Annotated in this window: 13 protein-coding genes and 1 pseudogene; 13 read left to right on the forward strand and 1 reads right to left on the reverse strand. The window is 70.3% G+C overall.

All coding sequences use genetic code 11. The features are described from left to right. Positions 1-479 precede the first annotated feature (479 nt). From ACY0I8_RS09130 to ACY0I8_RS09150, 5 genes are all read left to right on the forward strand, one after another. On the forward strand, positions 480-1121 hold the full coding sequence (locus ACY0I8_RS09130; RefSeq protein WP_461394470.1) for an outer membrane beta-barrel protein: 642 nt from the start codon (positions 480-482) through the stop codon (positions 1119-1121). Positions 1122-1183: 62 nt separating this feature from the next. After that, positions 1184-10795 carry a choice-of-anchor D domain-containing protein gene (locus ACY0I8_RS09135; protein ID WP_461394471.1) on the forward strand — a complete coding sequence of 3204 codons (9612 nt, stop codon included), beginning with the start codon at positions 1184-1186 and terminating at the stop codon, positions 10793-10795. Positions 10796-10927: 132 nt separating this feature from the next. Beyond that, a complete protein-coding gene (gene mnmL, locus ACY0I8_RS09140) occupies positions 10928-11809 on the forward strand; it encodes a tRNA modification radical SAM protein MnmL/YtqA (protein WP_461394472.1) in 882 nt (293 codons plus the stop codon). A 71-nt stretch (positions 11810-11880) separates the two neighbouring features. Further along, positions 11881-13065: an ATP-binding protein gene (locus tag ACY0I8_RS09145; RefSeq protein ID WP_461394473.1), complete on the forward strand. Its 1185-nt coding sequence runs from the start codon at positions 11881-11883 to the stop codon at positions 13063-13065. Between the two features lie 394 nt (positions 13066-13459). After that, the gene (locus ACY0I8_RS09150) at positions 13460-13960 is read left to right on the forward strand and encodes an asparaginase domain-containing protein (RefSeq protein WP_461394474.1); all 501 of its coding nucleotides are present in this window, start codon (positions 13460-13462) and stop codon (positions 13958-13960) included. On the opposite strand, the gene ACY0I8_RS09155 is transcribed toward ACY0I8_RS09150, so the two are convergent. Continuing rightward, positions 13914-14819, reverse strand: a complete 906-nt coding sequence (locus ACY0I8_RS09155) for a DMT family transporter (protein WP_461394475.1) — start codon at positions 14817-14819, stop codon at positions 13914-13916. The two genes, ACY0I8_RS09150 and ACY0I8_RS09155, sit on opposite strands and share 47 nt — an antisense overlap. 190 nt (positions 14820-15009) lie before the next feature. Here ACY0I8_RS09155 and ACY0I8_RS09160 point away from each other — a divergent pair, with 190 nt between their 5' ends. The 8 genes and pseudogenes from ACY0I8_RS09160 to ACY0I8_RS09195 form a co-directional block, all read left to right on the forward strand. After that, on the forward strand, positions 15010-16026 hold the full coding sequence (locus ACY0I8_RS09160) for an amino acid ABC transporter substrate-binding protein (RefSeq protein WP_461394476.1): 1017 nt from the start codon (positions 15010-15012) through the stop codon (positions 16024-16026). A gap of 81 nt (positions 16027-16107) precedes the next feature. Next, complete coding sequence (locus ACY0I8_RS09165; protein ID WP_461394477.1) at positions 16108-17289, forward strand: amino acid ABC transporter permease; 1182 nt, start codon at positions 16108-16110, stop codon at positions 17287-17289. Then, positions 17286-18377 (forward strand): amino acid ABC transporter permease, encoded by a 1092-nt coding sequence (locus ACY0I8_RS09170; protein WP_461394478.1) that lies wholly within the window; start codon positions 17286-17288, stop codon positions 18375-18377. The genes ACY0I8_RS09165 and ACY0I8_RS09170 overlap by 4 nt, the downstream gene beginning before the upstream one ends. 10 nt (positions 18378-18387) lie before the next feature. Then, entirely contained in the window at positions 18388-19164 is a 777-nt protein-coding gene (locus ACY0I8_RS09175; RefSeq protein ID WP_459939804.1) for an amino acid ABC transporter ATP-binding protein, read from the forward strand. An 81-nt stretch (positions 19165-19245) separates the two neighbouring features. Next, positions 19246-20397 carry a 2-oxoacid:acceptor oxidoreductase subunit alpha gene (locus tag ACY0I8_RS09180; protein WP_461394479.1) on the forward strand — a complete coding sequence of 384 codons (1152 nt, stop codon included), beginning with the start codon at positions 19246-19248 and terminating at the stop codon, positions 20395-20397. Then, complete coding sequence (locus tag ACY0I8_RS09185; RefSeq protein ID WP_461394480.1) at positions 20394-21152, forward strand: thiamine pyrophosphate-dependent enzyme; 759 nt, start codon at positions 20394-20396, stop codon at positions 21150-21152. Before ACY0I8_RS09180 ends, ACY0I8_RS09185 begins: the two co-directional genes overlap by 4 nt. Then, positions 21149-21736 carry a 2-oxoacid:acceptor oxidoreductase family protein gene (locus ACY0I8_RS09190; RefSeq protein ID WP_461394481.1) on the forward strand — a complete coding sequence of 196 codons (588 nt, stop codon included), beginning with the start codon at positions 21149-21151 and terminating at the stop codon, positions 21734-21736. Before ACY0I8_RS09185 ends, ACY0I8_RS09190 begins: the two co-directional genes overlap by 4 nt. Next, positions 21733-22135 (forward strand): annotated as a pseudogene (locus ACY0I8_RS09195) (hypothetical protein); the annotation flags it as partial. The gene ACY0I8_RS09190 and the pseudogene ACY0I8_RS09195, both read left to right, overlap by 4 nt.

Here is a 22135-nt window from a genome sequence, read left to right on the forward strand (position 1 = left end):
ACCCCCAGCTCACGCTGCCGGGGTTCGATGTTGGACAGCTGAATCGCACGGCGGTGTAGGATGACCGCCCCAAACCGCGGCAGAAGGCCCTCTCCGGGCACTTCCCGGGACCTCTGTTATTCGTTTTTGGACAGCAGTGGAACCCGCGGGGACCCTCCAGCTTGTCCTTCGTTTCCGCGTGTGGCGGGGGGAGCGGGTATACATTGTCGCGAGGACGTGACGGCGTTCCTCGTTGCACACAGGGAGGTATACCCGCATGCGAGGGGCACACGGCAAGCCGAGCCTGCATCGCCCTCCTTCGTATCCGCGCGATCGCGCGGAGCGATTCTTCCCATTTTCCCCACCTCGGTATTTGACGCCCTTTCGCGTTCTTCTTCGCAATTTTGAAGAGGACGGCGGGATCCGTTCGGCCTTCGCCTGGCTCTTCCGTTTGGGGGGGCGGCGTTCTCTGGGTTTTGCGTCGTAACAGGAGGATTCGGATGGACCGTCTCGGGATACGAGCACAGAGTCGTGGGCTGTTGGGCGGGCTGGTCGTAGGCGCCCTGGTCGCTGTCAGCCTGTTCCCTAGTCCTTCGATGGCATTTTCCTTCGCGTCGTTGTTCCCGGAGCCCGAGGACTACATCTACACGGGCAACGCCACGCTGGCGATGGGCGTGCGACGGTTGGATTCTGCCGACTGGGCACCCGTTGAGAACCACTGGCTCTACGGCGTGGAAATCGACACGTCGAAAAACGAGTGGTTGGTCGGCTGGGTGGCGCGGTTCCTGTGGTCCAGCGACGAGGGCAGCACCGACGAAGGGGGGGATGCGGACGCCGAGTTGTTCGAGGCGGCGGTCGGGGTGAGGAAGGTCTGGTACGACCTTTCCAAATTTGTGTCGCCTTTCGCGGGCCTGGGCGGCAGTTTTCTCTCGGTGGATCTCAGCGCAAACGGGAAATCGGACGACGATCGGGCCCTTGGTGGGTGGGGAGACGCCGGGGTGTATCTGTACCCCCTCCCCAATCTGAGTCTCGGGGGGTTCGTGCGGTACGAATACGTGCCGGTGAGGCTGTTCGGGGCCGACGTGAACGCGGGGGGATGGACCTTCGGCGTGACGCTGGGCGTGCGCTGGTACGACCTCTGACCGTGTGACCTTTCGCCGGGAAAACGAAGCTGTCGCCATTGGATGTTCCAGGGAGGACGGGTATGCGCTCGATGCGGGAACACATGGGCCGGTTTTTGGCTATCGCCTTGGTGGCGGGCACGCTGGTGGGGTGCGGCACGAGCGGAGGGGACTCGGGAAGCGTCATCCCACCCCCCGAGGAGCCCAGTGCGGCCGAGGCGGGGTTCTCGGTTTCGCCCAAGCTCGTGGAGACCGCGGCGTTTGTGGGGTACGCCCAAAGCGTCACGCTGGAGGTCACGAACCTCAGCGATACCCCCCACAGGGTGGACGAGATCGCGCTCGTTGACGCGGCGGCCGGCTTTTCCCTCGCCGAGACGACCTGTCCGCCGGTCGGGGGCGTGCTGGAGGCGGGGGCGTCGTGCACGGTGAAGGTCGCGTTCACCCCGGAGGCGCAAGGCACGGACACGGCGACCGTGAGGGTGACCTTGGACGGGACCACGCTCTCGGCGAGCATCCGGTGCGTGGTGGCGGATCCCCCGAGCGCGGAGGTGGTCTCCTCCTCCCTGGACTTCGGGCAGGTCCGGTTGGGGGAGAAGAAAACCCTGACGGCGACGATCCAAAACGACGGCCCCGGGGTCCTCGAGGTGAGCGGGCCCTCGGTGGTTCTCGGGGACGAGGAGGCCGAGGCCGCGCCGTTTGAGGTCGCCCTCGGGGAAAACTGCGGTGCGGTGTCCCCGGGTGAGGCGTGCTCCATAACGGTCACGTTCAGCCCCACGGCGCGGGTGGCGTACGAGGCCTCCCTTTCGGTGACCACCAACGACCCGGAATACCCGGAGGGGACCGTCGTGCTCACGGGGACAGGCGTCGCCCCCAAGGTCGCCGTGGTTTCCCCCAACGATCTCAAGATCGACTTCGGCGAGACCACGATCGGGTCCACGGCGGAACAGACGCTCACCGTCAAGAACGACGGAAACGCAGATCTCTCGCTGGGGTTCGAGACGTCGAGCCCAGCGTTCACCGTGACCCCGGAGGAGGCGACGTTGGTTCCGGGGCAGACCCGGGACATCACGGTCCGGTTTGCACCCACGGTGGCGGGGGGCTACGAGGGCAGCCTCACCCTCACCACCAACGATCCCGACCAGGGGTCCGAGACGATTGCGCTCGAAGGCGAGGGCGTCATACCGGTCGCGGAACTGCGAGAAGTGGATACACCGGAGGGGAGCGAAACGCCGGCCCTGGATCTCGGAAGCACGAACGTCGGCGCGGCGGTGGCCCGGACGTTCACCGTGGCCAATGTCGGGAAAGGCCTGCTCTCGGTCTCCGCGGCGATCGAGCCGGCGGGCGGACCGTTCGCGGTGACCCTCAGAGACGCCGAGGACGAGGGGTGCGCGGGCCTCGCCGAGGGCGAGGCGTGCACCGTGGAGGTCACGTTCGTCCCCACGGGCTACGGGGAGCAGGGCGCCACCCTCACTCTCACCACCAACGATCCCGACGACGGCTCGTTCACCGTGGCGCTCCGGGGGGCGGCGCTCGAGCCGGCCCTCGCGGTGGGGACGTTCGTCGCGCCGGCGGCCGAGGTGGGGGCGGAGGCCACGGTGGAGATCCCGCTCGAAAACACGGGCGAGGGCACGCTGAAGGTGACGGCGGCGGCGGTGGAGCCGGCGGACGGGCCGTTCGATGTGGCGCTGGAGGGGTGCGAGGCGGTGGCGCCGGGGGGGAGCTGCACGGCCAGGGTGACCTTCAGCCCCACGTCCTACGCGGACGACGACGCGCCGGCGAGGGTCACGCTCACCTGGAACGCCCCGGACGGCGAGGCCAAGACCGTCAACGTTGCCGCCAAGGTGCTGGAGCCCGCCCTGACGGTGGGGACGTTCGACGCGCCGGCGGCCGAGGTGGGGGCGGAGGCCACGGTGGAGATCCCGCTCGAGAACACGGGCGAGGGCACGCTGAAGGTGACGGCGGCGGCGGTGGAGCCGGCGGACGGGCCGTTCGATGTGGCGCTGGAGGGGTGCGAGGCGGTGGCGCCGGGGGGGAGCTGCACGGCCAAGGTGACCTTCAGCCCCACGTCCTACGCGGACGACGACGCGCCGGCGAGGGTCACGCTCACCTGGAACGCCCCGGACGGCCAGGCCGAGACCGTCACCGTTACAGCCAAGGTGCTGGAACCGGATGTGGCCTGGGACATCGGCGCGATCCTGCCGACCCGGGTGGGGGAGCGCAACACGGTCCAGGTGTCGGTGCGAAACGAGGGGGAGGGCACGCTGTCGGTTTCGTCGGCGAGCGTTTCGGGGGCGGATTTCCGGATCCTCGAGGACGGGTGCTCGGGGAACACGGTGGCCCCCGACGGCGAGCCCTGCGGGATCACGGTGGAGTTCAACCCCTCCGGCCACGGCACCCGGACGGGGACGCTGACGATCACCACGAACGACCCGGACGAGGCGACGGTGACGGTGTCGCTTTCGGGGACGGGGCAGGCGCCGGACGTGTCGGTGAGCCCGGCGACGCTGTCGCTGGCGGACACGGCGCCGGGGTCGGAGTCGGCGGCGGGGACGCTGACGGTGACGAACGAGGGGAACCTGGCGCTGACGGTGTCGTCGGTGACGCTGGCGGGGGCGGACGCGGCGGAGTTCGTGATCGCGTCGGAGACCTGCACGGGGGCGAGCGTTGCGGCGGACGGCACGTGCGAGGTGCAGGTGGTGTTCGCGCCGCGGTGGTACGGGGCGAAGACGGCCGAGGTGCGCCTTGCGACCGACGACCCGGACGAGCCGGAGGTGGTGGTTGAGGTGACGGCCACGAGCCCGGTGGGGGACGTGACGCTCACGGAGACGGGCTCGTTCCAGTGGGGGGACGGGACGCTGGTGCGGGTGGACTTCACGGCGGAGGACACGTCGGGCACGACGCCGGTGCCGGTGCTGGGGTTGGGCCTTGGGGACCTGACGCTGACCCTGGACGGGGCGGACGCGGGGGACTTTACGAGCGCGGAGCTCATCGGGCAGGCGGCGCTTGACCTGGCGGTGGTGATCGACGAGAGCGACGGGGCGGTGCTGCCGATGCTCCAGGGGGCCGCGGAGGAGCTGGTGGCGTACCTGGAGGCGGTGACGGGGGGCGACGTGAACGCGGTGTACTACGGCTACGGGGCCGAGGTGCGCCGGCTGGGGTCGGCGTCGGCGGCCTCGGAGCAGGCGGGGGGCTGGAAGAGCCTGTACGAGGGGCTGTGGGCGGCCCTGGAGGGGGCCGGGGTGGACGGCCCGGCGCAGGACCTGGTGGTGGTGCTGACGGGGGACGGGGAAGACAACCACAGCGACCCGGCGGCGCTCACGGCGGTTGAGGCGGCGGTGGCCGGCGGGAAGAGGGTGTACGGGCTGGTGTACGGGGACGTGGCGGATCTGGGGGCCACGGACCTGGCCTCGATTTCGACGGACGTGACGGTGGTGGCGGGGGGCGACCCGAGGGCGGAGAACGACGTGTACGCGGCGCTTCTGGGGGCGGTGGAGGCGTCGTACGCGCTCTACTTCCGGCAGCCGGACCGGGCGGCGGCGCATGACCTGGGGATCACGGCGACCGTGACGGGGGTGGCGAGCGACGAGCTGGTGCACCCGATCGCGCCGGTGGAGCCGCCGGTGGGTGGGCTTTCGTTCACCACGTCGCTCGACGCGGACGCCTGGCCGCTGGAGCCGGAGGTGGGGAGCGACGGGGTGCTGGCGCTGGTGGAGGCGCAGGTTTTGGCCAATCCGCTGAGCGGGCTTCGGTCGACGGCGTTTTCGTTCGTGGCGGACGAGGAAGTGTGGTTCGAGCGGGAGCCGCTGGACGTGGCGGTGGTGGTGGACACGAGCGAGAGCGTGTCGCAGGCGTCGGTGCTGGCGGAGTACCGGGAGGCGGCGCGGCTTTTGGTGGCGGCGCTGGGGGAGCAGACCGAGGCCACAGTAACGCTCTACCGGGTGGACGGGAGCGGCGCGAGCCCGGTGGGGTCGGTGGAGGAGCTGACGGCGTCGGTGGAGGACGCGGGGTTCACGAAGCTCCTGGATGGGATTCGCACGGTGGCGGCGAGCCGTCGGGTGGTGGTGCTGCTCACGGACGGGCGGGACAACCAGAGCACGGCGGCGCTGGCCGAGGTGCAGGCGGAGCTTCGGAGCAAGGGCGTGGTGGTGCACGCGCTGGGGTACGGAAGCTCGGTGGACGCCGCGACGCTCCGGGGCCTGAGCGACGACGTGAACGTGGGGGGCGCGTACTGGGAGGCATTGAGCGCGCAGGAACTCTACGGGCAGGCGCTCAACGTGGCGGACGCCCTGAGCGGGCTCTACCGGCTGCGGTACCACCCGCCGGCGGGGGTGGGCCCGGTGGCGGGGGTGGAACTCCAGATGAGCTACCGGGGCGAAGAGGCCCAGGGGTCGCTGGTGGGGGCGGCGTCGATCGAGCCGGCTAGCCACGACTTTGGGTCGGTTTTGGTGGGGGCGACGCCCGCGGAGCGGACCTTCACGGTGAGGAACACGGGGGACCAGGCGCTCGTGGTGACGGGGGTGAGCGTCGGGGACGCGACGCTCGAAGTGACGGGTGAGACCTGCACGGCGGCGCCGGTGGCCGTGGGCGGGACGTGCACCGTGACGGTGTCGTACGCGCCGGCGGTGGGGTCGCTTGCGCTTGCGAGCGCCCTCACCGTGGCGACGACCTCGCCCGCGACGCCGGAGGTGACGGCGGAGGTGACGGGGGCGGGGCAGGTGGCGGACATCGCGGTGGAGGTGACGAGCGCGTTTGGATCGGTGAAGGTGGACGAGTCGACCTCCGGCGTGGTGACGGTGACGAACAACGGGGACGGGACGCTCACCGTGACCTCGGTGTCGGTGGACCCGGCGGGCGAGTTTGCGGTGTCGAGCGAAACGTGCACGACGGATCCGGACGGCCTGGCGACGGGTGACACCTGCACGGTGAACCTGACGTTCACGCCGTCGGACCAGGGCACGCGCACGGCGCAGCTGGTGGTGGCGTCGAACGACCCGACGGCGCCGGAGTTTCCGGTGACGCTGACGGGGACGGGGATCGTGCCGGACATCGCGGTGAGCCCGGCGACCGTGTCGTTTGGGGACGTGCGCAAGGGCGAGACGAGCGCCGAGCAGACGGTGACGGTGACGAACACGGGGGCGGCGGACCTGGTGCTGGGCGCGGTGACGGTGTCGGGCGCGGGGTTTGCGATCGGCACGGACGGGTGCGGGGGCCAGACCCTGGCGCAGGGCGAGAGCTGCGAGGTGAAACTTACGGTGACGCCCGGGGCGCTGGGGGCCCTGACGGGGACGCTGGCGATCGCGTCGGACGACCCGGACGAGAACCCGTTGGAGGTGACGCTCACGGCGACGGGGGTGGAGCCGGACATCGCGGTGGCCCCGGCGACGGTGACGTTTGGGGCCACGGCGGTGGGCGAGACGGCGGGGCCGGAGGTGGTGACGGTCACGAACGAGGGGACGTCGGCGCTTTCGATCACGTCGGTGACGACGAGTTCGGAGGAGGAGTTCCCGATCACGACGACGTGCGGGGCGACGCTGGCGGCGGGGGCGTCATGCGAGGTGAGGGTGAGCTTTGCGCCGGCGTCGCATGGCGCCCGGACGGGGACGCTGACGATCACCACGGACGACCCGGACGAGGGGACGGTGACGGTGTCGCTTTCGGGGACGGGGCAGGCGCCGGACGTGTCGGTGAGCCCGGCGACGCTGTCGTTGGCGGACACGGCGCCGGGGTCGGAGTCGGCGGCGGCGACGCTGACGGTGACGAACGAGGGGAACCTGGACCTGGCGGTGTCGTCGGTGACGCTGGCGGGGGCGGACGCGGCGGAGTTCGTGATCGCGTCGGAGACCTGCACGGGGTCGAGCGTTGCGGCGGGCGGCACGTGCGAGGTGCATGTCACGTTCGCGCCGATGTCCTACGGATCAAAAAAGGCCACTCTCACGATCTCCTCGAACGATCCGGATCAGGCCTCAACCTCGGTCGCTGTTTCCGCGACGAGCGCGCCCGGGTCCCTCGTCATCGCCAACACCCAGATCCTGGCACGGTCCGACACCACCGAGGCGACCATCCTGTTCGAGGTGCGAGACGACGCCGGCGACCCGATCGTGGGGATCGACACCAACGCCCTCTCGGTGACGGTGGACGGGGCGCCGGCCCCCGACCCGGTTGAGTTCGAGCGGTACGGTGCCCTGAACCTGGGGATCGTGATCGACGCGGCTAGCGGAAACGGCTCGTTCAACGAGATGTTGAACGACGCATCGGTTCTCGTTTCGGCCCTGAGCGCGTGGGCGGACGTGCACGTGACGGTGTACACCTACGACGACGAGATCCAAAACGTGGGCAGCGATCCGGCCAGCGCGACGAAGGGCACCCAGGATGCGCACCGCATGTACGAAGCCCTGAAACGGGCCGTGGACGGCGCCCCGGATTCGTTCGACGAGACGCGGAACGACGTGGTGGTGGTGTTCTCGGAAACCGGAGACGACGACGCCAGCGATCCGGGCAGCCTTTCGGCGCTGGAGTCGGCGATCAGCACCTACGGAGCCCGGCTCTACGGGGTGGTGTACGCCGTAACGCCCGGCACCACAGACCTGGACGGAGTGACCGGTGTGGTGGACGTGCAGCGGGGCGGCGAGGGGTACGCAGGGTTCAACCGCATTGCCGCGCAGGTCGCCACGGACATCGATCCGGTGTACACGGTGCGGCTGACCCAGCCCGACAAGACCTCGGACCACACCATTGCCGTCACGGCCACTTTGGCGGGGGTCACGAGCCCGGCGGCAACGTTCGCCCTGAGCCCGTGGTGGCCCGGCCCGCCCGCGCCTACCATCCTGTTGGCCGGAGCCGCCATGGCAAAGGACATCGTGCAGTTGGACCTGGGGAACCCGGAGCAAGACGATGTGTTTTTGTTCCAGGTGACGGCGCCGGACCGAGCGGGGAATACCCTGTCCCGTGTCACCCGGTACCTGGGGCTGCCGACCGAGGCGGTCACGATTTCCGAGTCCGACGGCTCGGTGTGGGATGAGGCGGTCGTCGACCGGCTGAATCTCGAGGTGGAGGTGCTGGTGGACGGCTCGAACACGGCGGTGGCATCGGGCTCGTTCTGGGCGTACCGGGAGGCGGCCCGGTTGCTCGAGAACGCCCTGGCCGGGCTGCCCCGCGTTCTCGTGAGCTTCACCCGGATCGACGGCCAGACCACCGGTACCGGCTTTGGGAGCGCCTCGGCCATCACCCCGGACGGCGGCGACACGAACCTCTTCGACCCGATCGAAGGGCTGATCACCACTGACGACAGCCACCAGAAGATCCTCGTGGTGCTGTCGGACGGGATCCACAACGCACCGGGGGCCACGAACGACCTGGCCTCCACCCAGGCGGTGATCACTAACCGACGAACAGTGGTCCACACGCTGGCGCTCAACCCGGCTCCGGCTTTCGAGGGGAATCTGACGGGGTTGAGTTCGGGCCAGCCGTTCGGCGGCACCCACGCGTCGGCCACCACCCCGCAGGGGTTGTACCAGGGCATTCTGGACGTGGTCGGGTGGATCGCCTCGACTTACCGGTGGGCGTATACCTCCCCGAACGCCGCGGGAGCCCGGCCGGACCTGCAGTTGTGCGTCACCCTGAACGGGGAGACCGGCTGCCTCGACGGCACCGGGGCGGCGGCTGTGCCTCTGGTGAGCCGGGAGACGTCCAGCGGCGGCGAAGGGGTGTACGACGGCAGCACCGTGACCTTCGAGCCCTCCGAGGGTGTGACCTTTCACGTGATGAACACCGGCGGGGCCGAGATCGATTTCGGGGCGAACCCGCTGATCATCACCTCCAACGGGTTCGTTCTGGATCCGGGTACGTGTGGAGCGAAGCTAGACCATGGAGCCACTTGTTCGTTCTCCGTGACGGCGCCGGGGGCGTACGACGTGTCGGATACGGTGACCGTGGTCTCCGGTGCCTTGGCGTTCACGGTTCAGGTCCCGGTCAAGCCGGAACCACTGGCAGGGACGTGGGACGGCAGCGACGGCACGCCAGCTTACGATTTCGGCATCGTGGACCAGACGACGGGAAGTGCGCGGTTCACTTTCACCTTTGAGAACGTGGCCGGGAAGCCCGTGACGGTGACCTCGGTGGGGCTGGCGACCAACGCTGTGTTTGAAATCGGGCCGGAGAACTGTGAGAACGCGGTGCTCGACCCGAACGAACGGTGCAGCGTGGTGGTGACCTACACGCCCGACTACGGGTCGGGCTTCGGTTCGCCCCCGGACAGCGATACCTTGGAGATCGGGTGGGACGATGGGAGCGACACGGGGACGATCTCGAAGGTGCTAAAGGGCGCTCCGTTCCCCGTGGCGGTGAACGACGGGGGCGTGCCGGCCAACAGCGTGGATCTTGGAGTCGTGCCGGTGGACGGCAACTCGTACGGCGCCGTGGTGACGCTGAGAAACTACTCCACCGACCCGGTCGGCATCTCCGCCGTGGGGCCCCCGGACAACTCCAAGTTCACGGTTAGGGGCGGTACGGACACGTGCACCGGAGCCAGCTTGGAGGCAAATGGCGATTCCGCCGATTCGTGCACTTTGGTCGTTGACGCGACGTTGGCCCAAAGCGACCTTGGGGGGGTGCTATCTGGAAATCTGCCCATCACCCTTACGGACGGTTCCACCGCCAACGTGGCGCTGAAGGCCACCCCCACGCCCCTTTCGTCCGACACTCCGGGCGGGAACCCGGAGGATCTGCCGTTGACGTACGATTTCGACGACGACTGGGCGCAGGTGCGACTGAACCCCGCGGTCGGAAGCTACACAAAAATCATCACGATCACCAATAATGACGGTGCGACCCCCGTTGTCATCGGTTCCGTGACCTTGGCCGACGGCACCCATTTCGCTGTGTCAGACGATTGCACGACTGCACCGATCGGAGCGGGCGGGACCTGCGCCGTAACGGTGGAGGCCGCGCCAACGGGGCCGGGTGTTCAGACCGACACGGTGCGGATCCAAGAGACGACGTACGGCACCACCCTAGAGATCGACGCGAGTGTCACGGCGCGGGCGCTGGTGATCGCGCCCGATGATCCCTCGAACCATCCGGCGTTTGACGACACCTCCGCGGGATTCGTTTTTGACTACGGACTGGCCCCGATCGGCGGTTGGGGAGCTGTGCAAACCTTCGAAGTCACCAACACCCACGCGTCGACCAATTACACGATCAGTGCGGTGACTCCGCCTACCAACTGGCAGGTGGACGCGGAGGATTGCACGAGCGCACCGATTGGGCCAGGAAACACATGCACCATCGACCTGCGGTTCCTGCCGGACGCGAATGGGGCGGAGTATGGCGGGGACCTGACGGTCGTGAGCAATAGCGGGGCCGATCTGGAGTTGCCCCTTTCCGGCAAGGGGACAGCCCTCGGGGTGTTCCCGCTCACCGGGGAGGTGCCGGCGGCGTACGATTTCGCCGCGACCGGCAAGAGTGAGCAGCTTTTCACCGTGTCGAACGTGAGCGGAGGATCGGTTACCTTGGACCCCGTGTCGGTCACCGGGAACTTCACCCGTTCGGAAGACGGGTGTTCGGGCCAGGAGCTGAGTCCGGTAAATGGGACCGGGGACTGCACCCTAAAGGTCACGCCGACCGGAAGCCCGGGGGACACGGGAACGCTGACGATCCCGTACGGGGCGACGTCCGTGACGGTGGGCCTCTCGCAGTAGCCGGTTTGGCCGGGTAGTCTGCCTGACGCAACCGGGGCCGCGGGGAGAACTCCCACGGCCCCCGGTTGCTTTGGGGTACCGCGCTTGCGGGTGTCACGGGCGCCGAAACTGGCCGAGTGAGGAGCGGGCCCGTTGATATTCGACCGTTATCCCGGGGCGGGGCGGTACTGGAAGGCCCGGTTCGGGGGGGAGGTGCGGCGGGTGAGCCTGGACGCCGGGCTCTCGTGCCCCAACCGGGACGGCACCGTGGGCACGGGGGGGTGCCTGTTTTGCGACCCGGCCTCGTTCGCCCCGAGCGCGGGCGATCCCCGGCCCGTGGCCGAGCAGCTCGCGGCCGGGATCGAGCGGCTGCGGGCCCGGGGGGTGACCCGGGCGGCCGCCTACTTCCAGCCCCACACGAACACCCACGCCCCGCTGCCGGTCCTGAAGGCCCTCTGGGACGCCTGCCGGGCGTTTCCCGAGGTGGTGGCCCTGTGTGTGGGCACCCGGCCCGACTGCGTGCCCGACCCGGTGCTCGACCTCCTGGCGGGGTACCGGGACCGGTGGGAGATCTGGCTCGAGCTCGGGCTCCAGTCGGCCCGGGACGAGACCCTCCGGCGGCTCGGCCGGGGCCACACCGCCGGGGCCTTTGCCGACGCCGTCCGGAGGGCCCGGGAGCGGGGGCTTCTCGCCTGCGCCCACGTGATCCTGGGCCTTCCCGGCGAGGCGCCCGAGGACGAGGCCCACACCGCCTCGTTTCTCGCCGACCTCGGGGTCGAGGGGGTGAAGCTCCACCAGCTCGCGGTGGTGGAGGGCACGCCGCTCGCGGCCCTCTGGCGCCGGGGCGAGGTGGCCCTCCTTCCCGAAGACGCCTACATCGAACGGGCCGCGGCGTTCGTCCGCCGGCTTCCCCCCCGCACCGTGCTCCACCGCCTGGTGGGCGACACCCTGGGCGACCGGCTCCTCGCCCCCCGCTACGACCGCAACCGGGTGATCCGGGAGATCCGCGCGCGGCTCCGCAGCCTTGTGCCGTGAACACGAGGGCGGCCCCCATTACGCTTGAAAATAGGCTGGAAGGTGAAAGGATTTCAAGGTAAACTCGCGCCATGATTCGGCGCGAACGGCACATGGCGCAGGTCGAAGCCCTGCTCTCCCAGCATCCCGTGGTGGCGATCCTGGGCGCGCGGCAGGTGGGAAAAACCACGCTCGCGCGCGCCGTGGCGGAGCGTGCCGGGGGGCCGGTGGCCCGGTTCGATCTGGAAGATCCCGAGGACCTCGCCCGGTTGGAAGACCCGAAGCTCGCGCTGGGGCGGCTGGAGGGGCTTGTGGTGATCGACGAGATCCAGCGCAAGCCCGACCTGTTTCCGGTGCTCAGGGTCCTGGTGGACCGGCCCGGGGCAAAGACCCGGTTCCTCGTGTTGGGAAGCGCCTCACCCGATCTCCTTCGGCAGTCCTCCGAAACCCTCGCGGGCCGCATCGCGTTCCATGAGTTGACGGGCTTCACCCTCGACGAGGTGGGGCCGGACACCTGCGACCGGCTGTGGATCCGCGGCGGATTTCCCCGGTCGTTTCTGGCCGCCACGGAGGAGGAGAGCGCCCGGTGGCGCAGGGAGTTCGTCCGAACGTTTCTGGAGCGCGACATTCCCCAACTGGGGATACGAATTCCGGCACCCACGTTGAGGCGCTTCTGGACGATGCTGGCCCATTACCACGGGCAGGTGTGGAACGGAGCCGAGTTCGCGAGATCGTTTGGAATGGCGAACTCGACCGTGCGGCGCTACCTGGATCTTCTCACCGGCGCCCTCGTGATCCGCCAGCTCCAGCCGTGGCACGAGAACATCAAGAAACGCCAGGTGAAGGCGCCGAAGGTGTACGTGGTCGACAGCGGATTGGTGCACACGTTGCTCCGGTTGGAAACCCGGGAGGATGTGGAGGGGCACCCCAAGGTCGGCGCGTCCTGGGAGGGATTTGCGTTGACGCAGGTGGTGGCCCGGCTGGGCGCTGAACCGGAGGCGTGCTATTTCTGGGCCACCCACGCCGGGGCCGAGCTGGATCTGCTGGTGGTCCACGGACGACGGCGATTCGGGTTCGAGTTCAAGCGGACCACATCGCCCCGGGTGACCCGTTCGATGCGGGCGGCGCTCGACTCCCTTCGGCTGGACCGGCTCGATGTCGTGCATGCGGGGGACCACACGTTTCCTCTGGGAGAGGGAATGCGGGCGGTGTCCATCCGGCGGATCTTGGAGGACCTGGAACCGCTGCGGGCCGGGGGCCCAGAAGCTGGTTCCTGAGAGAGCGGGACAGGAGGGCGGCGGTCCGCTCGGCGCGGCGTAGCGGCCCGTTGGTGCCTCACGGCCTCGAGTCCGGCGAGGCGAACCGTGCTTGGTTAGACATTTTCATTATTAACCCGGCGCCAATAGAGGCGCGCAAGGAGATCGCGAGGGCATGGGGCCTGCTTCCGGCCGTGCGTGAGTGCGGCATCCGGCTTACGCTGCATCCGGCACTCAGCCGGATGGACGGAACCACTCAGGAACTCTGGGCATATTCGTCGATCCGATTGGCCGGAAGAGTCCCAGTCGTTGGCTGAGCGCCGGATGCAGCGACTCTAGGAGCCACGCCCGGCACTCCAGCAGGCCCCATGCCCCCGACCGTGTCTACTTAGCCGCCGGAGCAATAGGAGGCCCCATGCGGATCCGGTTCATCACCACGGGGGGCACCATCGACAAGGTGTACTTCGACGCCAAGAGCACCTACGAGGTGGGGGAGCCCCTGGCGGGGGAGGTGCTCCGGGAGGCCGGGGTGGCGTTCGAGTACGTGGTGGAGCCCCTGCTGCGGAAGGACAGCCTGGAGATCACCCCCGAGGACCGGGCCCGGATCCGCGAGGCCGTGGAGCGCGCCCCCGAGGACCGGGTGGTGGTGACCCACGGTACCGACACCATGGCCGAGACGGGCCGGGCCCTGGCCGGGATTCCGGGCAAGACCGTGGTGCTCACCGGCGCGATCCAGCCGGGGCGGTTCCGGTCCACCGACGCCCCGTTCAACCTGGGATTCGCCGTGGCCGCGGTCCAGACGCTCCCGCCCGGGGTCTACCTGGCCATGAACGGCCGGGTGTTCGACCCGTTCCGGGTGCGAAAGAACCTCAGAACGAACCGGTTCGAGGAGGCGGGGCGGGCGCCCGGCGGGTGAGGGCGATGCCGGCGCCCACGAGGGCCGCGCCGGCCCAGACCGAGGGATCGAGCCGCTCCCCCAGGAGGAGCCAGCCGAAAAACACCCCGCTCACGGGTACGAGGTTGATGAACACCCCGGCCCGGGCCGCGCCGAAGGCCTGGACCCCCCGGTAGTACCACACGAAGGCGAGCACCGTGCCCCCGAACGCCAGGTAGCCGGCCGCGAGCCAGGCCCGGGCCGACCAGTGGGGCAGGCTCGGGATCACCCCGGCCGCCAGGGCCGGCCCGGCCAAAATCAGGGCCCCGGCCACGCAGGCCCCGGCCGAGGCCTGGAGCGGGGTCACCCCCCGCAGGGCCACCCGGCCGATCAGGGTGTAGGCGGTCCAGCACACCACGCACCCTACGATGCAAAGTTCCCCCCACCCCATGCCCCCCGAGAGCACGGCCCAGGGCTCGCCCCGGGTCACGATGACGGCGGCGCCGGTCACGGCCACGGCGATCCCCACCCCGGCCCGCCAGCCCAGGGGCTCCCGGAGCACCAGGGCGGCCCCGGCCGCGATGGCCACCGGGTTGTTGGCGATGATGAGCGCGGCCCGGCCGGCCTCCACGGTGCGAAGCCCGGTGAAGAAGAGGAGGTTGTACCCGGCGACCCCGGTCATCCCGAGGAGGACGAGGAGCCCCAGGGTCCGGCGGTCCCGGGGAAGCCCCGCCCCCTCCCGGCGGGCCAGGGCGGCAAGCGCCGCCCCCGCCAGGGCGAACCGCACGAACGCGGCCGCCACCGGCGGCACCTCGGCCGCCAGCACCCGGCCGGCCACGAAGGTGCCGCCCCAGAGCACGGCCGCCCCGGCCAGGCCCAAAACCAACCTGCTGTTGGACATGGAGGTTCCTTCTCGCCTTGACAAGGGGCCGGGCCGGGGGCCTACTGCCGGCGGCGGTCTGTGTTCATGAAGGCCGGACAGTATTCACATATATCAAAAACGCTTTGGCCTTGCCAAACGGTGGGTCCCTGTGGTACCCAGTCGGCTCCCATCGAACGCGGCGCGCCCGCGCCCGGAAAGGAGGAGGACCATGACCCTGCGACGCCTCGCCACCCTGACCCTCGCCGCGGTGCTGGCCGCGGGCCCGGCCCTGGCCGGGAAGACCCTGGACGCCGTGCGCGCCCGAGGATACGTGATCGTGGGCGTGAACGGGAGCCTTTTCGGGTTCGGCATGCCCGACGAGAAGGGCGTGTGGAGGGGGCTCGACGTGGACACCGGCCGGGCCATCGCCGCGGCCGTGTTCGGCGACGCCTCCAAGGTGAAGTGGGTGCCGCTCACCGCGGTGCAGCGGTTCACGGCGCTCCAGTCGGGCGAGATCGACGTCCTGTGCCGCAACGCCACCCGCACCCTCACCCGCGACACGGCCCTGGGCCTCGACTTCGTGCATGTGAACTACTACGACGGCCAGGGCTTCATGGTGCCCAAGAAGCTCGGGGTCAAGAGCGCCAAGGAGCTCGACGGCGCCACGGTGTGCGTGCTCCCCGGCACCACCACCGAGATGAACGCGGCCGACTTCTTCCGCACCCACAACATGGAGTGGAAGCCGGTGGTGATCGAGAACACGGCCGAGCTCGCCAAGACCTTCTTCGCCGGCCGGTGCGACGTGCTCACCTCCGACGCCTCCCAGCTCGCCGGCACCCGGGCCGTGGCCCCCAACCCGGACGACTACGTGATCCTGCCCGAGATCATCTCCAAAGAGCCCCTGGCCCCGGCCGTGCGCCACGGCGACGAGCAGTGGCGCGACATCGTGGACTACGCCGTGATGGCCATGATCGCGGCCGAGGAGATGGGCATCACCTCGCAGAACGTGGACGAGATGCTCAAGAGCAAGGACCCGAAGATCCAGCGGTTCCTGGGCGTCACGCCCGGCAACGGCAAAGCCCTCGGCCTCGACGAGAAGTGGGCCTACAACATCATCAAGCAGGTGGGCAACTACGCCGAGGTGTTCGAGCGCAACGTCGGCCCCAGCACCCCGCTCAAGCTGGAGCGGGGCCTCAACGCCCTGTGGACCGACGGCGGGCTCATGTACGTGCCGCCGTTCAAGTAACGATCCCCCCGGGGCCGGGCGGATCGCCCATCCGCCCGGCCCCTTCCCTTGCCCCTCGATCCCCGACGTTTCCGAGACCCCATGGCCCGACCCGCTGACGCCCCCGCCGGCGCCACCCGCTTCTGGAACGATCCGGCGTTCCGGTCCCTGGCCTTCCAGGCCGCGGTCCTCGCCGTGGCGTTCGGGGTGGGGTGGTACCTGTTCCAGAACGTCCAGGCGAACCTGGCCCGGCAGAACATCGCCACCGGGTTCGGGTTCCTGGGCCGGGAGGCCGGGTTCGAGATCGGGGAGTCCCCCATCCCCTACTCGGCGGCCGACACGTATCTGAAGGCCCTGTGGGTGGGGGTGCTGAACACCCTGCGGGTCTCGTTCATCGGGATCGTGCTCACCGTGATCCTGGGCACCTTCGTGGGCATCGCCCGGCTGTCGTCCAACTGGCTCGTCTCCCGGCTGGCCGGGGGGTACATCGAGGCCCTCCAGGACGTGCCGGTGCTCCTGCAGCTCTTCTTTTGGTACGCCCTGTTCAACGAGATCCTGCCCTCGCCCCGCCAGGCCCTGCACCCCCTGCCCGGGGTGTATCTGTGCAACCGGGGGCTCCTCCTGCCGGTGCCCGAGGGCCACCCGGCCTACCGGTGGGCGGCCGTGGCGTTCCTGGTGGCCTGCCTGCTCGTGTGGGCGATCCGCCGGTGGGCCCGCCGGCGCCAGGAGGCCACCGGAAAGATCTTCCCCACGTTTCGGGTGGGCCTGGGGCTCCTCGTGGGACTCCCGGTTCTCGGGTGGTGGCTCGGGGGGGCGCCGACGGCCGTGAGCGTGCCCGTGCTCAAGGGGTTCAACTTCCGGGGCGGGCTCGCCCTGAGCCCCGAGTTCGCGGCGCTCCTCCTGGGCCTCGTGCTCTACACCTCGGCCTTCGTGGCCGAGATCGTGCGGGCCGGCATCCAGTCGGTGAGCCACGGCCAGACCGAGGCGGCCATGAGCCTGGGGCTCACCCCGGGCCAGACCCTGAACCTGGTGATCCTGCCCCAGGCCCTGCGGGTCATCGTGCCCCCGCTCACGAGCCAGATGCTCAACCTCACGAAGAACTCTTCGCTGGCGGTGGCCATCGGGTTTCCGGATTTCGTGTCGGTGGCCAACACCACGATCAACCAGACCGGCCAGGCCATCGAGGGGGTGGTGCTGATCATGGTGGTGTACCTCATGTTCAGCCTGTCCACCTCGGCCTTCATGAACTGGTACAACAAGCGGATCGCGCTGGTGGAACGGTGAGCGCCGAAGCCCCTGCCCAGACGATACGCCCGCCCTCGACCCGGCTCGGGGCCTGGGGCTGGATGAAGGTGAACCTCTTCAGCACCTGGTACAACTCCGTCCTCACCGTGATCACGGTGGCGGGCCTGGCCGCGGTGCTGCCCGGGTTCGTGCGGTGGGCGTTCTGGGACGCCCTGTGGTACTCCACGTCCGAGGCCTGCCGGGCCGGGGGCGGGGCCTGCTGGTCGGTGGTCACGAAGAACCTCCGGTTCATCCTCTTCGGGTTCTACCCCCACCCCGAGCAGTGGCGGCCGGCCCTGGCCATGGCCATGCTCGTGGGGCTCCTGTGGTATTCCAAGGAGCGCACCCGGTGGAACCGGCGGCTCGGGTGGGTCTGGTTCGGGGCCCTGGTGGCCATGGGGTTTCTCATGCGGGGCGGGGTGTTCGGGCTCCCCGTGGTCGAGACCGAGAAATGGAGCGGCCTGCCGCTCACCCTGCTCCTTTCGGTGTTCGGCATGGTGGCCGCCTACCCCCTGGGGGTGGTGCTGGCCCTGGGCCGGCGGTCCCGGATGCCGGCCGTGAAGAGCCTGTGCGTGGCCTACATCGAGCTCATCCGGGGCGTGCCGCTCATCAGCCTGCTCTTCATGTCGTCGGTCATGTTCCCCCTGTTCCTGCCCGAGGGCATGACCGTGAACAAGATCCTCCGGGCCCTTGCCGCCATCGTCCTCTTCACCGCGGCATACATCGCCGAGGTGGTGCGGGGCGGGCTCCAGGCGATCCCCCGGGGGCAGTACGAGGCGGCCGAGTCCCTGGGGCTTAACTACGTGCAGACCATGCGGCTCATCATCCTGCCCCAGGCCCTCAAGATCGTGATCCCGCCCACGGTGGGGGTGCTCGTGTCGGCGTTCAAGGACACCTCCCTCGTCGTGATCATCGGGCTCTACGAGATCCTGAACACCACCAAGGCCACGCTGTCGAACCCCCAGTGGATGGGGTTCAGCTCGGAGGCCTACCTGTTCCTGGCGCTGTTGTATTTCCTGGGCTGCTTCTCCATGTCGAGCTACAGCCGCCGGCTCGAGCGGGAGCTCACCCCCGGCCGCACCCGGTAGGAGGTCCACGATGGCCCGCGCCCCCGAGGCGTCCGCCCCCGTCAAATCGCCCGAAGAGGCGATCATCCAGATGATCCACGTGCACAAGTGGTTCGGGGATCTGCACGTGCTGAACGACATCAACCTCGAGGTGGCCCCCAAGGAGCGGATCGTGATCTGCGGGCCCTCGGGCTCGGGCAAGTCCACCCTGATCCGGTGCATCAACCGGCTCGAGAAGCACCAGCGGGGCCGGATCATCGTGGACGGCATCGAACTGACCAACGACGTGAAGAACATCGAGCGGATCCGGGCCGAGGTGGGCATGGTGTTCCAGCACTTCAACCTGTTTCCCCACCTCACGATCCTGGAGAACCTGACCCTGGGCCCGATCTGGGTGCGCAAGATGCCCAAGCGCGAGGCCGAGGAGATGGCCATGCACTTCCTCGAGAAGGTCCGGATCGCCGACCAGGCCAAGAAGTACCCGGGCCAGCTCTCGGGGGGGCAGCAGCAGCGGGTGGCGATCGCCCGGAGCCTGTGCATGAAGCCCAAGATCATGCTCTTCGACGAGCCCACCTCGGCCCTGGACCCCGAGATGGTCAAGGAGGTGCTCGACGTCATGATCGAGCTCGCCGAGGAGGGCATGACCATGCTGGTGGTGACCCACGAGATGGGGTTCGCGAAGAGCGTGGCCGACCGGGTCATCTTCATGGACGCGGGCCAGATCGTGGAGGAGAACACCCCGCACGAGTTCTTCGACAACCCCCGGCACGAGCGCACCAAGCTGTTCCTGAGCCAGATTCTGTATTAGGATCGGTCGTCGGTCGTCGGTCGTCGGTCGTCGGTCACCCGTCACCGGTCACGCGTCACCGTCCCCCCCCCGGAGTTCCCCGTGGCCATCGTCCTGCGCACCGTGCCCGCCCCCTTCGAGCCCGGCCCCCGGTACCTGTCGGGCAACGAGGCCGCGGCCGAGGGCGCCGTGGCGGCCGGGTGCGACTTCTACGCCGGGTACCCCATCACTCCCTCGAGCGAGATCATGGAGCGCCTGGCCGCACGGTTCGCCGAGCTCGGCCGGGTGTTCGTGCAGATGGAGGACGAGATCGCCTCCATCGGGGCCGTGATCGGGGCGGTGTGGGCCGGGGCCAAGGGCATGACCGCCACCTCCGGCCCGGGGTTCTCCCTCATGATGGAGGCCCTGGGGTACGCGGCCTTCACCGAGACCCCGCTCGTCATCGCCGACGTCCAGCGGGCCGGCCCCTCCACCGGCCAGGCCACCCGCCCGGGGGCCGGCGACGTGCAGCAGGCCCGGTGGGGCTCCCACGGCGACTACCCGGTCATCGCGCTCTCCCCCTGGTCGGTCCAGGAGATGTTCGACCTCACCGTGCGGGCCTTCGAGCTGGCCGAGCGGTTCCGGGTGCCGGCGATCCTGTTGGCCGACGAGGCCGTGGGCCACCTGAGGGAGCGGGCCGACCTGCCGGCCGAGGTCCGGGTGGCCCTGCGGGACCGGGACCCCACCCGGCCGCCCTTCGGGGCCGACGAGCCCGACGGGGTGGGGCCCATGCCCTGCTTCGGCGACGGGGCCCGGCTCCTCGTGACCGGGTCCACCCACGACCCCTGGGGCTGGCGCCGCACCGAGGACCCCGAGGTCCACGAGCGGCTCGTGACCCGGCTCCACCGCAAGGTCTGGAACCGCCGGGCCGAGATCTGCCGGACCGAGGGGCACCACCTCGACGACGCCGAGATCGCGCTCGTGGCCTACGGGTTCACGGCCCGGTCGGCCCTTGCAGCCGTTGGCCGGCTCCGGGCCGAGGGGGTGCCGGTGGGGCTCTTACGGCTCCAGACCCTGTGGCCCTTCCCCGAGGAGGCGGTGGCGGAGCTCGCCGGCCGGGTGGGGTGGATCGGGGTGCCCGAGATGAACCTGGGCCAGGTGGAGGGGGAGGTGAGGAAGGTCGCCCGGTGCCCCGTGGCCGGGCTCCACCAGGTGAACGGCGAGGTGATCGATCCGCGCCGCCTGGCGGCCTGGGTGCGGGAGGCGGCCCCGTGAGCCGGGACCTCGGCCACCGGCTGCGGGAAGGGCTCGGGGCGACCCCGTTTTGCCCGGGGTGCGGCCACGGCATCCTCCTGGGGGCCGTGGCCCGGGCCCTCGATCTCGCCGGGGTGCCCGAAGACCGGCTCCTCGTGGTCTCGGGCATCGGCTGCGCGGCCTGGATCCCCTCGCCCCACCTCCGGGCCGACACCCTCCACACCCTCCACGGCCGGGCGCTCGCCTTCGCCACGGGCGCCAAGATGTACAACCCGGAACTCGTGACCCTGGTGGTGAGCGGCGACGGCGACCTCGCCTCCATCGGCGGGAACCATCTGATCCAAGCGGCCCGCCGGGACCTCGACGTGACCGTGGTGTGCGCCAACAACGCGATCTACGGCATGACCGGGGGCCAGGTGGCCGCCACCACCCCCGCCGGCGCCCGCACGGCCACGACCCCGGCCGGGAACCCCCACCGGCCCTTCGACCTCTGCCGACTCGTGGCCGCGGCCGGGGCCTCCTACGTGGCCCGGTACGCCGTGGTCCAGCCCGACCGCCTGGCCCGGGCCATCGCCCGGGGCATCGGGACGCCGGGGTTCGCCTTCGTGGAGGCCGTAAGCCCCTGCCCCACCCAGTACGGCCGGCGAAACGACGAGGCCGACCCGGCCGAGGCCCTCCGGCGGTTGCGCGACCGGATCGTGCCGCGGGAGGAGGCCGAGGCCCTGGGGCCCGAGGCGCTGGCCGGCCGGATCGTGGTCGGGGAGTTCGTGCCGTGACCGGCCGGGTGGAGGTCCTCTTCTGCGGGTTCGGGGGCCAGGGGGTGATCCTCATGGGCCACCTGCTGGGGCTTGCGGCCGTGGCCGAGGGGCTGTGGGCCGCCGGGGCCGGGTCCTACGGGGCCCAGGCCCGGGGGTCGGCCTGCCGGGCCGGGGTGGTGCTGGCCCCGGAACCTGCCGACTTCCCCCACGTGACCGAGCCCGATCTCCTGGTGGCCCTGGCCCCGGAGGCCTACGGCCGGTACCGGCCGTGGCTCCGGCCCGACGGCGCGGTCGTGGCCGACCGGGCCGTGGCGCCCGCGGCCGGCGACGGCCGGCCCCACCTGGGCGTTCCGGCGGTCGAGACGGCCCGGGACCGGCTGGGAAGCCCCCAGGTGGCCAACGTGGTGCTCCTGGGCGCGGTGGTGGGGGCCACGGCCCTCGTGACCGCCGACGCGGTGGCCCGTGCGGTGGCCGAGAGCGTGCCGGCGCGGCTGCGGGACCTCAACCAAAGGGCCCTGGAGGAGGGCTCGCGCCTGGGCCGGGGCCTGGCGGACCGGCTCGCCGGATGGCGCCGGGCCCGGGGCCTGGGGGACGGGCCGTGACCCGGGCGTTTCGGCCGGAGATTGACCCGGCCCGGTGCGGGGCCTGCGGGGTGTGCCGGGGGGCGTGTCCGGCCTCGGTGCTGGAGACCCTGGGCGAGGACCGGGACTGGGTCTGCGCCCCCCGGTGGAACCGGGCCGGCACGGCCGAGGCGTCGCCCTGCCGCGCCGCCTGCCCCCTCGGCCAGGACCCGGGCGCCTACGCCGAGGCCCTGGCCCGGGGCGATCTGGCCGCGGCCGCGGCCCTCGTGTTCGGCCCGAACCCCTTGCCGGCCGTGAGCGGGGTCCTGTGCCACCGGCCCTGCGAGGCGGCCTGCGCGGCCGCCCCCGCCGTGGAGGCCCGGCGGCTCAAGGCCGAGGTGGCGGCCCTGGCCGGGGGCGCGGCGCCCTGGGGGGCCTCGG

This window comes from Deferrisoma sp., from assembly GCF_054681715.1.

Coding starts and splice junctions, on each gene's coding strand:
- ACY0I8_RS09130 (WP_461394470.1), top strand. CDS start 480: ATGGACCGTCTCGGGATACGAGCACAGAGTCGTGGGCTGTTGGGCGGG.
- ACY0I8_RS09135 (WP_461394471.1), top strand. CDS start 1,184: ATGCGCTCGATGCGGGAACACATGGGCCGGTTTTTGGCTATCGCCTTG.
- ACY0I8_RS09145 (WP_461394473.1), top strand. CDS start 11,881: ATGATTCGGCGCGAACGGCACATGGCGCAGGTCGAAGCCCTGCTCTCC.
- ACY0I8_RS09150 (WP_461394474.1), top strand. CDS start 13,460: ATGCGGATCCGGTTCATCACCACGGGGGGCACCATCGACAAGGTGTAC.
- ACY0I8_RS09155 (WP_461394475.1), bottom strand. CDS start 14,819: ATGTCCAACAGCAGGTTGGTTTTGGGCCTGGCCGGGGCGGCCGTGCTC.
- ACY0I8_RS09160 (WP_461394476.1), top strand. CDS start 15,010: ATGACCCTGCGACGCCTCGCCACCCTGACCCTCGCCGCGGTGCTGGCC.
- ACY0I8_RS09165 (WP_461394477.1), top strand. CDS start 16,108: ATGGCCCGACCCGCTGACGCCCCCGCCGGCGCCACCCGCTTCTGGAAC.
- ACY0I8_RS09175 (WP_459939804.1), top strand. CDS start 18,388: ATGGCCCGCGCCCCCGAGGCGTCCGCCCCCGTCAAATCGCCCGAAGAG.